The 12,836-nt window shown below is 64.3% G+C and carries 12 protein-coding genes; 1 reads left to right on the plus strand and 11 read right to left on the minus strand.

The genetic code is table 11. The features are described from left to right. Nucleotides 1–52: 52 nt before the first annotated feature. Nucleotides 53–1,132 carry an aldose 1-epimerase gene (locus CUJ91_RS15410; RefSeq protein ID WP_114156484.1) on the minus strand — a complete coding sequence of 360 codons (1,080 nt, stop codon included), beginning with the start codon at nucleotides 1,130–1,132 and terminating at the stop codon, nucleotides 53–55. Between the two features lie 95 nt (nucleotides 1,133–1,227). Here CUJ91_RS15410 and CUJ91_RS34625 point away from each other — a divergent pair, with 95 nt between their 5' ends. After that, nucleotides 1,228–1,494, plus strand: coding sequence for a hypothetical protein (locus CUJ91_RS34625; RefSeq protein WP_208716138.1), 267 nt, complete (start codon nucleotides 1,228–1,230; stop codon nucleotides 1,492–1,494). Here the strand turns inward: CUJ91_RS34625 and CUJ91_RS15420 are convergent. From CUJ91_RS15420 to mtgA, 10 genes are all read right to left on the minus strand, one after another. Beyond that, nucleotides 1,433–2,350 carry an SMP-30/gluconolactonase/LRE family protein gene (locus CUJ91_RS15420; protein ID WP_208716140.1) on the minus strand — a complete coding sequence of 306 codons (918 nt, stop codon included), beginning with the start codon at nucleotides 2,348–2,350 and terminating at the stop codon, nucleotides 1,433–1,435. The two genes, CUJ91_RS34625 and CUJ91_RS15420, sit on opposite strands and share 62 nt — an antisense overlap. After that, a complete protein-coding gene (locus CUJ91_RS15425) occupies nucleotides 2,347–3,147 on the minus strand; it encodes an SDR family NAD(P)-dependent oxidoreductase (protein WP_029971482.1) in 801 nt (266 codons plus the stop codon). The genes CUJ91_RS15420 and CUJ91_RS15425 overlap by 4 nt, the downstream gene beginning before the upstream one ends. A 27-nt stretch (nucleotides 3,148–3,174) precedes the next feature. Beyond that, complete coding sequence (gene araH / locus CUJ91_RS15430; RefSeq protein WP_053858746.1) at nucleotides 3,175–4,191, minus strand: L-arabinose ABC transporter permease AraH; 1,017 nt, start codon at nucleotides 4,189–4,191, stop codon at nucleotides 3,175–3,177. Nucleotides 4,192–4,243: 52 nt separating this feature from the next. After that, nucleotides 4,244–5,776, minus strand: a complete 1,533-nt coding sequence (gene araG, locus CUJ91_RS15435; RefSeq protein ID WP_006051874.1) for an L-arabinose ABC transporter ATP-binding protein AraG — start codon at nucleotides 5,774–5,776, stop codon at nucleotides 4,244–4,246. Between the two features lie 170 nt (nucleotides 5,777–5,946). Beyond that, nucleotides 5,947–6,945, minus strand: a complete 999-nt coding sequence (locus tag CUJ91_RS15440) for an arabinose ABC transporter substrate-binding protein (RefSeq protein WP_006051873.1) — start codon at nucleotides 6,943–6,945, stop codon at nucleotides 5,947–5,949. Between the two features lie 165 nt (nucleotides 6,946–7,110). Beyond that, a complete protein-coding gene (locus CUJ91_RS15445) occupies nucleotides 7,111–7,887 on the minus strand; it encodes an SDR family oxidoreductase (protein WP_006051872.1) in 777 nt (258 codons plus the stop codon). Next, a complete protein-coding gene (locus CUJ91_RS15450; protein WP_006051871.1) occupies nucleotides 7,884–8,564 on the minus strand; it encodes a 2-dehydro-3-deoxy-6-phosphogalactonate aldolase in 681 nt (226 codons plus the stop codon). Before CUJ91_RS15450 ends, CUJ91_RS15445 begins: the two co-directional genes overlap by 4 nt. 36 nt (nucleotides 8,565–8,600) lie before the next feature. Then, nucleotides 8,601–9,770 (minus strand): 2-dehydro-3-deoxygalactonokinase, encoded by a 1,170-nt coding sequence (locus tag CUJ91_RS15455; protein WP_114156485.1) that lies wholly within the window; start codon nucleotides 9,768–9,770, stop codon nucleotides 8,601–8,603. Then, complete coding sequence (locus CUJ91_RS15460) at nucleotides 9,767–10,774, minus strand: IclR family transcriptional regulator (protein ID WP_006051869.1); 1,008 nt, start codon at nucleotides 10,772–10,774, stop codon at nucleotides 9,767–9,769. Before CUJ91_RS15460 ends, CUJ91_RS15455 begins: the two co-directional genes overlap by 4 nt. Before the next feature lie 1,330 nt (nucleotides 10,775–12,104). After that, a complete protein-coding gene (gene mtgA / locus CUJ91_RS15470; protein WP_114156487.1) occupies nucleotides 12,105–12,827 on the minus strand; it encodes a monofunctional biosynthetic peptidoglycan transglycosylase in 723 nt (240 codons plus the stop codon). Between the last annotated feature and the right edge of the window lie 9 nt (nucleotides 12,828–12,836).

A 12,836-nucleotide genomic window follows, 5' to 3' on the forward strand; every position in this document is an offset into this window, starting at 1 on the left:
AGGCGCGTATTTTACCTGCCCGGCGCGGCGGGTCGGCGGTGGTTGCCCGCCCCTACTGCCGGCGCCGCGTTCCGCGCGCGCCCGGCATCGAACGCAAACCGGTGCGCTCGACGGTAAACCGGAAGCTCCTCGTGAGCCGCTCGCCGCGTCCCAGCAGCGTCATGCCGTTTTCGCACGCGCCGCCCGCCAGATTCATCGCGTTGATCGGATGATCGACCGGCTCGAAGCAGAAAAAGTCCTCGCCTGGCGGCGTGTACAGCACGTAGTAATCGGTGTCGGCGGCAATGTTCAGCGACAGCCGGCGCTTCGGCCAGACCACAGCCGCCTGCCCGCTCCAGCCCGTGAACGCATGATTGACGATGGTCTCCGGCAACGGATACGCGACGCCGAACTGCCACGCCGGCGGCGCCTGCACGTGACGCACCGGCAACCAGTCGTCGCCGGCGAGCCACAGACCGCCCGCCGCCGCGGACAGCTCGGTGTCCGCATCGCGCACGAAAAACGGATGCACGCCGAGTCCGAACGGCAAAGCCTCGCGGCCCGCGTTTTCGATTTCGAGCGTGATGACGAGCGACGGCCCGTCGAGCTTATACGTCTGCGCCGCACGAAACGCGTACGGCTTGCCGTCCCGCCGATCGAGCGTGAGCCGCACGTACTCGCGGTCCGAGTCGGCGACTTCCCACGCGGACTGCCAGCCGTCGCCGTGAATCGGGAAAGGCTCGTCGGCGCAATTGCGCGCCACGTCGACGCGCCGTCCCGCGACATTGAAATGCCCGCCGCCGATACGGTTCGAGTACGGCAGCAGCGGATAACAGGCGAGTTCGTTCGGCTGCGTGTCGGCGGCGACGTGGCGGCAGCGCCGGAAAATCGGCGTGAGCGCGCCGTCGTCGCGCCAGTCGAAGCGCGTGATGCCGCCGCCGAGCGTCGGCGCGACGTCGAGCCGCAATTGCGCATTGGCGAGCGTGACGCACGCGACATCGCCGGCCGAAGTTTCACCGACTGCCACCGCCGATGTGCTCGGCCCCGCCAGCACCGGATTGGCCGCGGCCGCGAGCCGCGAGCGCCGGCTCTGCGCGCCGGGTGAGTTCTGAGCGTTCTGGGAAAAGGCGGAAACAGGGTTCGCAACAGTCATATCTGCTCCTTCGAGAGGCTTGCACGTTGCCGTCATGGCGGACGGATGCTGTCGGGCGATTTTCTTGAACCGGTCGCCTCTGGTCCGAACTCTGGTTGCTGCGCGGCTTCTTTGCCGGCGTTCATGCGCGATGTCGCGACATCGGCATCGACATCGGCATCGACATCGGCATCGGCATCGGCATCGACATCGGCATCGGCATCGGCATCGGCATCGACACCTTGCATCGGACTCGCCGCTGCTGTCTACGTTCTGCACCGCTGCACCGCCCCGTCGCAAGCGACGCGGCGTCGCACATCCCTACGCTGGCGCGCCTGCAAAAACAGGCTCCGGCAAACCACGCCGCGCGGGCGTCGCGATAAACACGCCGCCGGCGCGCGAGTCGCCCGCGAGCGCGGCTGCGTCGAGACCGACGCGCGCGCTCGTAATGTACAGCGTGCCCAACTGCGCGCCGCCCAGCGCGACGCAACTCGGCTGCACCGTGGGCACGTCGACGCGCTCCGTTTCGACGCCGTCGGCGCCGTAGCGCACGACGCGCGCGCCGCCCCATTGCGCGTTCCACAGGCCGCCGTCGCGATCGACGGTCGAGCCGTCCGGCTCGCCGGTCGCATCGGTGAGGCGCGTGAACAATCGGTCATTGGCAGTGCCGCCATCCGCCAGGTAATCGCAGGCGCGAATCTCACGCGTCGGCGAATCGCAGTAGTACATCGTCGCGCCGTCGCGACTGAACGCGATGCTGTTCGAAATGGCGGGCGCGGGCAACGGCAAGCGCTCCAGCGTCAAATCACGATCGAGCCGGTAAAACCCGCCGATCGCGCGCAACGGCGAGCCTTCGTCTTTCGTGCCGAACACAAAACGCCCCTGCCGATCGCAACGGCCGTCGTTCACCCGCGTGTTCAATCCGGGCTCGACATCGACGATATGGAGCGTCTCGCCGGTCGCGAGATCGAAGAACGCAAGCCGCGACGCGAGGCCGAGCAGCAGGTAATGCGGATCGGCGCACAGGGCGAAGGTGGCGAGGCGCTCGGGCATCGCCCACGACATGCTGCGGCCGTCGCGCGGATCGTAGCGCCACAGGCGTGCGCCTTCGATGTCGGTCCAGTAGAAGCGGCCGGTTGTCGCGCACCACGTCGCGCCCTCGCCCAACGTGCACTTGCTGTCGACGAGAAGCGCCGCGCGCGGCGTGTGTGAGGCACGCACGTCCACGCTCGCCGTCACGCCCAGCCTCCATCCACGACGATGTCCTGCGCGGTGACCATGCGGCTGTCGTCGGCGGCGAGGAAGAGCGCCATGCGCGCGAGGTCGGCGGGCTCGAGTTCCGCGTCGATGCACTGGCCTTCCTTGATCGAACGGCGTCCCGCGTCGTCGAGCCACAGACGCTTCTGCTTCTCCGTCATCACCCAGCCCGGCACGAGCGTATTCACGCGAATGTTGAAGTGGCCGAGGTCGCGTGCGAGACCGCGCGTCAAACCCTGCACCGCGGATTTCGACATCACGTACACCGGATAGCCGCCGTTCTTCAGCATCCAGCTGATCGAACCGAGGTTGATGATTGAGCCGCTCTGCGCCGCCTTCATGTCTTCCATTACCGCCTGCGCCGCGAAGAACTGATGACGGATATTCACCGCGATGCCCGCGTCGAAAGACTCGCGCGTGACTTCGCCGATCGTGTGACGCTTGTCGTTCGCCGCGTTGTTCAGGAGCACCTGGATCGGGCCGAGCGCGGCTTTGACATCGGCGATGGCTTTTTGCAGCGCGTCGATGTCCGTCAGATCGCACGGCAGGAACAGCGGCTTGTGCTTCGAGTCGCCGAGTTCGTCGGCGAGCGCTTCGCCCGCCGTCGCGTCGATATCGAAGAACGCGACGCGCGCGCCTTGCGCCGCGAAATGCTCGACGAACGATGCGCCGATGCCGGTCGCGCCGCCCGTGATCAGCACCGTGCGGTCGACAAGACTCGGGTAGCGCGCGAATACGTTGTTCGCGAGGCGCTCGTTTGCGTTGGCCGGAGACGACATCGTTCGATTCCTTTTAGAGCGAGTGGATTAATCCCGCGATCCGCGGTTCTTCAACTGGTCGAGCAGCACGGCGGCGAGCAGGATCGCGCCGCGCACGAGGTACTGATAGAACGCGTCGATGTTCATCAGGTTCATCACGTTCTCGACCGTGCCCATGATAAGCACACCGATCACGACGCCCGAAATCGTCGCGCGTCCGCCGAGCAGCGACACGCCGCCGAGCACGCACGCCGAGATCACGTTCAGCTCGAAACCTTGCGCGGCGTTCGGCTGACCGGACGTGATCCGCGACGCCAGAATCACACCGGCGAGCGCGGTCACGGCGCCCTGGATCAGGAAGATGTAGACGCGCGTGCGTTCGACGTTGATACCCGCAAGACGCGACGCTTCCGGATTGCCGCCGATGGCAAGCGTATTACGTCCATACACGGTCTGATTGAGCATCACGCCGAACACGATGAAGCACAGCAGCGTGACCCAGATCGGCAGCGAGACGCCGAAAAAGCTGAGACCACCGAGCGCGATGAACGTATCCGACGACACACCGACCGCCTGACCATGCGACACGATGAAGCCGAGGCCGCGCACGATTTCCATCGTCGCGAGCGTGGTAATCAGCGCGTTGATGCGCAAATAAGCGATCACCGCGCCGTTGACGAAACCGATCACCGCACCCGCCGCGACTGCCGCGACGATCGCGATAAACGTGTTGTCGGTGGCGTTCAATACCATCGCGCACAACACGCCGGCGAACGCGACCGTCGAACCGATCGACAGGTCGAAGTCACGCGACGCGAGGCAGAACATCATCGTGCACGCGACCATGCCGATCTGCGAAATGGACAGCGCGAGGCCGAGCATGTTCTCGATCGAGAAAAAGTGATCGACCGTCAGCGACATCGTCACGAACATCACGACGAAGATCAGGATCAGGCTGTACTCGGTGATCTGCTGCCACCACTTCGCCTTGTCGCTCGCCTGCGGAATCAGCGCTTCGGCGGCGCTCTTGGCGGCCTGTTGCGCGAGGTTTTCTCTAGCTTGCATTTGAAGACTCCTCCCGTTCCTCACGGGTTGCGGACTTGCGTCCAAATGATGTTCAGGCCGCCTGTTGAGCGGCGCTTGCTGGCAGTGCGGTCGAGCTTTGCGGCAACGCGAGGCTCAACACCGCTTGTTCCGTTGCGTCGTTGCGCGCGAGCTCGCCGGAAATGCGGCCCTGGCGCATCACGACGATGCGGTCCGATACACCCAGCACTTCAGGCAATTCCGACGAGATCATCACGATCGCGCAGCCGCGTTCGGCGAGCTGATAGATCACGTTATAGATCTCGTGCTTCGCGCCGACGTCGATGCCGCGCGTCGGTTCGTCGAGAATCACCACCTTCAGATCGGGTTCGGCGAGCCAGCGCGACAGGATCGCCTTCTGCTGATTGCCGCCCGACAGGAAGCGGATTTTCTGGCGACGGCTCGGCGTCTTGATCTTCAGCAGCTTGATGAAACGGTCCGCGGTTTCGGCCTCTTTCTTGCGGTCGAGGAACATGCCCGCGCGCAAGTAATGCCGCCTGCAACTGATGTTGATGTTCTCCGACACGGTCGCCATTGCGACGATGCCTTCTTCCTTGCGGTCTTCCGGACACAGCACGATGCCGTGACGGATCGCTTCGCCCGCGCTCTTCACGCGAATCGGCTTGCCGTCGAGCAGCAGTTCGCCGCCCTTCTTGTGCTCGGTGCCGTACACGAGATGCATCAGTTCGCTGCGGCCCGCACCCACTAGTCCGAAGAAGCCGACAATCTCGCCGCGCCGCACTTCGAAGCTGGTCGGCTGCGAAAGCGCGTGACCTTCAATGGCCTTCGCCGCGAAGCGCACTTCGCCGAGCGGCCGCGGCGAATAGTTGTAGATGTCCGAAATTTCACGCCCGACCATTTCGCTCACGATGGTGTCGCGCGACACGCCTTCGAGCGTCGGATGCGAAGCCACCTTGCGTCCGTCGCGGAAGATCGTGCATGCGTCGCACAACTCGTAAATCTCGTCCATGCGATGCGAGATGTAGATCATCGCGCGGTTGTCGGCGCGCAGATCGCGCACCAGCTTGAACAGCACTTCCGTCTCGCGATGCGAGAGCGAACTCGTCGGTTCGTCGAGTGCGATCACGCGCGCGTTGCGCAGCAGCGCCTTGCAGATTTCCACCATCTGTCGTTGCGCGATGGAGAGCTTGCGCAGCTTCGCGTCCGGATCGAGCGCGACGCCCATTGCCTCGAGACGTTCGCGCACGAAACGCTTCGCATCGCGCTTCTTGACCCAGCCGAACGAATTCGGCAACTGGCCAAGCAGCAGATTTTCCGCGACCGTGAGGTCGGGCACGTATTGCAGTTCCTGGTGAATCACCGCGATGCCGGCCGCGATCGACGAAGCCGCGCTCGTAAAGCGCACTTCCTTGCCGTCGATCATCACGCGGCCCGAGTCGGGCTGATATTCACCGCCGAGTATCTTGAGCAGGGTCGATTTCCCTGCGCCGTTCTCGCCCATCAGGCCGTGCACCTGGCCGACGTTGACGTCGAAGGACACACCGTCGAGCGCGCGCACGCCTGGAAAAACCTTGCCGATATTGTCAAAACGTAGCGTCGCTGACACTTCGCCTCCTCGCTGTTTCATTCGAACAGCCTTGCCCTGCGTTGCCGGCCTTCCAGTCTTTGCAAAGGCGCGGCATGTCTGGACTACTGGTGTTCTATGGCTATTGCCGGCGCGTCGTATTTCAACCGACGCGCCGGCGATTCACTTCATCGAACTGCGTTCAAAGCGGCTTACTTCGAAGCCAGACCCATCTTCTCGCGCACTTCGCCGACGTTCTCACGCGTCGCCAGCATGCCGGTCGTCAGCGTCAGCGGCGGCGGTGCCTTGCCTTGCGTGATCCAGTCGTACATCAGCGCGGAGGTTTCCTCGCCGTGACGCTTCGGGCTGATGATGACCGTGCCGAAGAAGCCAGTCGGGTTCGGCTTCTTGAACTCGTTCAATGCCGAATCCGAACCGCCGATGCCGATGCCGATCATGTTGTCCGCCTTGAAGCCGCGGCCTTCCGCTGCGCGCACCGCGCCGAGCACGCCTTCGTCGTTCAGCGCGTAAGCCACCCAGTGCTTGAACTGCGGGTTCTTCGTGAGCGCGATGTTGGCGGCGTTAAACGCGTTTTCCGTATCGGTCTTCGCTTGCGGCGCGGCGATCACGTTGGCCTTCGGGAAGCCGGCGGCGAGCAGCGCGTCGGTGGCGCCGCTCGTGCGGTCATGCGCGGTCGGCAGCTGTTCGTAAGTGACGTCGATTGCACCGACGTCCTTCATGTCCCAGCCGCGCTTCTTGATCTCGGCTGCGAGGCCGTCGCCGACCTGCTTGCCGATGTTGTACGCCGAGATGCCCATGTGCGGCACCGACGCGATCGGCTTGCCCGCGCCGTCGACGAGACGGTCGTCCACGGTCATCATCTTCAGGCCGTCGGCCTTCGCCTTGGCGACGATGCCCGGTCCGAGCTTGACGTCAGGCGTGCAGATCACAAAGCCCTGTGCCTTTTGCGCCGACAGATTGTCGATCGCGCTCATCACTTTCTCGCCCGACGGCGCGCCGATCTTCACGAGCGTGAAGCCCTTTTCCTTGGCGGCCATTTCGGCGAACTTCCATTCGTCCTGGAACCACGGTTCTTCCGGCTGCTTCACGAGAAAACCGATCTTGACCGGATCGGCGGCTTGAGCGGCGGTTGCGTTGAAAAGCACACCCGCCGCCGCTGCTGCCAGCGTGAGGAATATTCTGCGTTTCATGTTGTGTGTCTCCTGACTAATTGATAACGAGAAGGTATCGGCCGCGTCTTCTTGTACCGGTTGTGACACACGCGGCCAGCGCGTCGTCCGGTGAAACGGTGCTGCGTTTTTCTTTTTTACTGCGTTGTTCTTTTGCGTTGTTCTGTTGCGCCCTTCTTTCACGGCTCAGTCGTGATACAGCACCGAGCGCCCGCCGTCCACGGTGATGCAGGTGGCGTTGATAAACGGCGCTTCATCCGATGCAAGGAACACCGCCGTCATCGCCACTTCTTCCGGACGGCCGATGCGCTTCATCGGCTGCAAATCGATCGTCGCCTGTCGCGCGGCGGCCGGGTCCGGCTGTTCGTTCCACCAGTCGTGCGCCAGTTGCGTCTCGATGTAGCCCGGCGCGATCGCGTTCACACGCACGTTGCGCGGCGCGTATTCGATGCCGAGCGCGCGCGTGAGCCCAATCACGCCATGCTTCGCGACCGGATACGGAAAGCAGCCCGCGATGATCTTGAACGAATGCGTCGACGCGATATTCACGATGCTGCCCGCGCCGCGCTCGACCATGCCCGGCAGGACCGCGCGGCACCCGTTCCACACACCGTCGAGATCGACCGCGAAGCAGCGGCGCCAGTCGTCGTCGGTCATGGTGAGCGGGTCACAAAACACGTTGATGCCCGCGTTGTTCACCAGCACGTCGACGGGTCCGAGCGCGCGTTCCGCCTCGCTCACGGCGTGCTGAACCGAAGCCGACTGCGTCACGTCGGTATGCACGGCCAACACGCGCGCGCCCGTTTCAGATGCGATCTGCAAAGCCGTTTGCCGCGCCGTGTCGATGTCGAGTTCGGCGAGCGCGACCGCCGCGCCCTCGCGTGCAAACGCAAGCGCGATCGCCGCGCCGATGCCGCGGCCTGCGCCCGTCACCAAAGCGACTTTGCCGGCGAGCCGTGTCATTTCTTCGCACCTGCGCGCGCCACGCGCAAACCGTTGATGAACGCCTTCGCGTGCGACGCCGTCACGGCCGCGCTCTGACCCGGCTTGTACAGCGCCGAACCGAGCCCGAAGCCATTCGCGCCCGCGCTGAGAAACGGCCCCATGTTGTCCGGCGTGATGCCGCCGACGGGCACCAGCGGCACCTGCGCCGCGATCACCGCGCGCCATGCTTTCACGACCTGGCAGCCGAGCTGCTCGGCGGGGAACATCTTCAGCACGTCGGCGCCGTGCTTGAGCGCGATGAACGCCTCGGTCGGCGTCGCGACGCCCGGCGAGCAAGCCATGCCTTGCGCTTTCGCGGCGCTGATCACTTCCGAATCGCTATGCGGCATGACGATCAGTTCGCCGCCGGCCGACTTCACGTCCTTGACGAAGCTCGGATGCAGCACCGTGCCCGCACCGACGATCGCATCGGCGGGCAGCGCCTTGCGGATCGCGGCGATGCTGTCGAACGGCTGCGGCGAATTCAACGGCACTTCGACGATGCGAAAGCCCGCTTCGTACAGCGCCTGACCCTGCTCGGCCGCATCGGCGGGCGTCACGCCGCGCATGATCGCGATCAGCGGACATGCCTCGAACGCCGCGATCAGACCCGCGTGCGGCATGTACGGAGCGGGCAGATTGATGTGAGGTTGCATGTCGTTTCCCTGTTTCGTGGATGACGGCGTGGCCGCTTAACCGGCCCGCGCCGCGTGGGCGGCCGGCTTGACGAGCCCCGCCTGCGAGGCGACGCGCCACAAGCCGCGCTCTGTCGCCTGCCTGACGAGCTCGGCCTGCGTGCAGCCGAACTGCGCGAGCGCGACGCGATAGCGTTCGCACAGCGCTTCGTTACCGATGAGGCGCAGGCTTTGGCCTGCGAGCGAACTCTGCTGCTGCGCGAGCACGGCTTCGAGGCCGGCCAGTTCATGCCCGATCAGCAAGCCGGACAGATAGTCCGGCTGCTGCTCGCGCGAAAGTTGCCCGGTGAGCCCGAGCGTGCGCGAACTGAAGACCGTGGCGAGCATGCCCGCCTGGCCCTTGTCCCGCGCGATTTTCACGCCGCGCAAAAACGCTTCGGTATCCGGACGATCGGGCGTGACCATCGTGCGGCCGAGAATGGTGTGTTCGCGCAGCGCGCCGAATACTTCGCCGGTCATGAACGTATGAAAACGTTCGATGCGGCCCGCCTGCACGACTGCCCACTTCGCGTGCGTGCCGGGCAAGCCGATGAGCGCGCGCTTGCTGGTGTCGGTGCTATCGGTGCTATCGGTGCTATCGGTGCTATCGGTGCTATCGGCGCTATCGGCGCTATCGGCGCTATCGGCGTTATCCAGATCCTGGCCTAGCGCGCCGAATATTTGCGTTTCCTCGCCGCGCATCACGTTGGGCAGCTCGCCGCGTTGCAGCACGCCAGGCACGATGTTCAGCGTCGCGCCGCAGGCCGCCTCGACGCGCACGATGCCGGCGGCGAGCGCGTCCGCGTTCGCGGGTGCATCGACATAAGGCGCTTCGAGCCAGCCTTGCGCGCTGCCGACCATGCCCGCCGCGATGACCGGCGTGGCGGGCGCGGCGCCGAGCCAGGCGCCGCAGGCGTCCTCGAAAGCCGCGTCGAAGCCGCCGTGTTCCGCGCTGCGCGGCAGGTTCATGATGCCGGCCGTCGATGCGCGCGTCGCGAGCACATTGCCGGCCGCGTCGTAGAGATACGCACGCAGCGACGTCGTGCCCCAGTCGAGCGCGATCAGCGCTGCGTGACTGGCGGCTTGTGTGCCGGCTTGTGTGTCGGCTCCGGCGTCGGCTCGTGCGTCGGCTCCGGCGCCCGCTGCGACTTGCGCGTCCGACGGTGTGGGAGAACCCGCCTGTTTCATCGCTTGATCCTGCGGGTGGTGGGTTGCGGGGCGCGCCAGCCGAGTTCTTCGGAGATCGCGCGCGCTTCGCGCTGCACGACCGGAATCAGTTCGTCCATGCGTTCGAGCGACATATAGGGAATCGTGCTCGCCACCGACAGCGCCGCGACGATCGCGCCCGACGCGTCGCGCACGGGAGCCGCGACGCAGCGAATCGACGCTTCGTTTTCCTCCAGGTCGAACGTGTAGCCGCCGGCCGCGTAGTTCGTCATGCGCTGCATGAAGGTCTGCGCGTCCGGACGGTTATCGGGCTTGAACGTGACGCTGGCGAGCGCGCGGCGCGACGCGTCGAACAGCGACTGCCAGAGCTCGGGCTTGAGGTCGAGCATCATGGCCTTGCCGATTCCCGTCGACGCGAGCGGCATCCGGTGACCGACGCGCGAGCGCATTTCGAGGCCGCGCGTGCCGGGGATCTTGTCGATGTACAGCACGTCATCGCCGTCGCGCACGCCGAGGTGAATCGTGTCGAGCGTCTGTTCCGCGAGCGATTCTAGATGCGGACGAGCGACCGCGGTGAGCGGCATCTGCTCGAGCGCGATGGTGCCGAGTTCGATCAGCTTGGGACCGAGCAGATAACCGCCTTGCACCTGGCGCAGGTAGCGCGCCTGCACGAGGCTGCTCACCAGCCGATGCGTGGTGCTGCGCGTCGTGCCGAGCGCTGCGCCGAAGGTGCGCAGATCGCGCACGCCGGCGGCGGCCGCCTCGAGAATCGCGAGACCGCGCAGGAGCGTCTGCGTGCCGGCCTGTTGCGGCGTGATGTCGAGCAGCGTGCTCGGCAACGCGATTTCGTTGACGATGGTGGGTTGCGCGGCGGCGCGGGGGGCTTTGGCGGCGGTGGCCGGGGGGCGTGGCGCTTTCGCGGCGGTCGCCGAGGCGCGCGGCGCGGGGCTCGACGCGTGGTCGGCGCGCGGCGTCAGTTCGGCTTCGGCAGCGCTCTCGGCGTGATTCGGCATCGCTTTGTTCATGGCGATTCGCTTTTCGTGGTTTCTGCGCTTACAGCGCGGGGCCGGAGAGCGGGCCTTGAGTGCGCGCGACGCTGCGGGCGCGGCGGTGCTGCCAGGTGATTTGGCTAGGCATGGTTGGGCTTTGTCTCCGGTTTTTTTTTGCTGTCGCAGACGTGTCTGCTTGTTGGTCTGGATTGTAGGGGTGTTTTTGAGAAAGCTCCAATATGTGACTGGAGTGGTCATATAATGGGATTTGGGTTGCCGTGGGCTTGGTTTGGTTGTTGGGTTGGGTTCGTGTCTTGGCCTTTCCTTGAATTCGCGGTGGTCTATTCGCGTTGCCCCTGTGCGGGGCGGCACTTACTTTCTTTGCCGCCGCAAAGAAAGTAAGCAAAGAAAGCGGGCTCAAACCGCCAGCTTATAAGTGGGTCCCACTGGCTCGCTTTGGCCTTTCCTTGATTTCGCGGTGGTCTATTGGCGTTGCCCCTGTGCGGGGCGGCACTCACTTTCTTTGCCGCCGCAAAGAAAGTAAGCAAAGAAAGCGGGCTCACACCGGTGGCTTATAAGTGGGTCCCACTCGCTCGCTTTGGCCTTTTCCTTGATTTCGCGGTGGTCTATTTCGCGTTGCCCCTGTGCGGGGCGGCACTCACTTTCTTTGCCGCCGCAAAGAAAGTAAGCAAAGAAAGCGGGCTCACACCGCCAGCTTGTAGATGGCGCCCCCCGGGTCGGAGCGGGTAGTGGCGCGTCTTACATCCGTGTCCTCGCGCATTCGGCGCTCGTGACAAGGCAGTCATGCTTCCCGCCTCGCACTGCGTGCTCGCCGGAAGGGTTCGCTTATACCGCCCGCTTGCGTTTTTGCGCGGTGGGGGCCATCGGCTTCGCCTCGGCGACGCGCTAACGGAATTGCGGTGAGTGGTCAGGAAGGCTTTGGCGCGGCAAATGGCGCCGGACCTTTCGGCGAGCGCGGGCAGCGTCGGCTTGGCAGACGAAAGCTCAGGAAATCAAAGGAAGGAAACGGAGGGCGGTTTTAAGAACGACCGCTGCGGCGCGCGAAGCGTCGCCGGAAGAATGACGGCCTTGTCACTAACGCCGAATGCGCGAGGACACGGATGTAAGGCGCGCCACTACCCGCTCCGAACCGGAGGAGTCACCTACAAGCTGGCGGTGTGAGCCCGCTTTCTTTGCTTACTTTCTTTGCGGCGGCAAAGAAAGTGAGTGCCGCCCCGCACAGGGGCAACGCCAATAGACCACCATGAAATCAAGGAAAGGCCAAAGCAAGCCAGGGACAACACAAATAGACCACAACGAATTCAACGAAAGGCCAAAGGGGTAAAAAAGAGCGCCACAGGCAAAACTACTCGGGCAACTCAGCCGCCCCCATCCTCCTCCCAATCACCCGCGACCTCTGCGAAAGATACCTGGACCCCCGATGCTCATCAAAATACCTGGGCTGCGGCAGCATAACCGCCAACCGCGCCGACTGCGCGGCACTCAGTGCACTCGCTGACGTCTTATAGTAATAACGCGCCGCCGCCTCGGCGCCATACACACCGTTGCCCCACTCGACGGAATTCAGATAGATCTCGAAGATGCGCTCCTTGTCCATCAAGGTCTCCAGCATCCACGTGACAATCAACTCCTGCCCCTTGCGGATATAACTCTTCTCACGCGATAAAAACAGGTTGCGCGCCAATTGCTGCGTGATCGTCGAGCCGCCGCGCACAATCTTGCCCTTCGACTTGTTGCGCTCCCACGCCTGCAAAATCGCGTCCGTTTCGTAGCCGTTGTTGGTGACGAAATTCGCGTCTTCGGAGGCAATGATCGCCCGCTTCAGATTGCGCGAAATCTGCTCATACGGCACCCACGTATGCTGCATCGAAAGATCAGGCCGCTCTCGCGACAAGCGCCACGCATCCGAGCGCATATAAGCCGTCGAGCGCGGATTCACATAGTTCCACACCGCGATCTGCGCGAAGTAAAACACCTGCGTCGCGAGCCACGCGAACACCAGCACGGCGACGAGATAAACGATCCATCGCGCCGGATTCGCCCGGCTCGCGCGCCGCGTTGCTGTCATCGTAGTGAG

The sequence above is a fragment of the Paraburkholderia graminis genome, assembly GCF_003330785.1.
GTDB classification, from domain to species: Bacteria; Pseudomonadota; Gammaproteobacteria; order Burkholderiales; family Burkholderiaceae; genus Paraburkholderia; species Paraburkholderia graminis.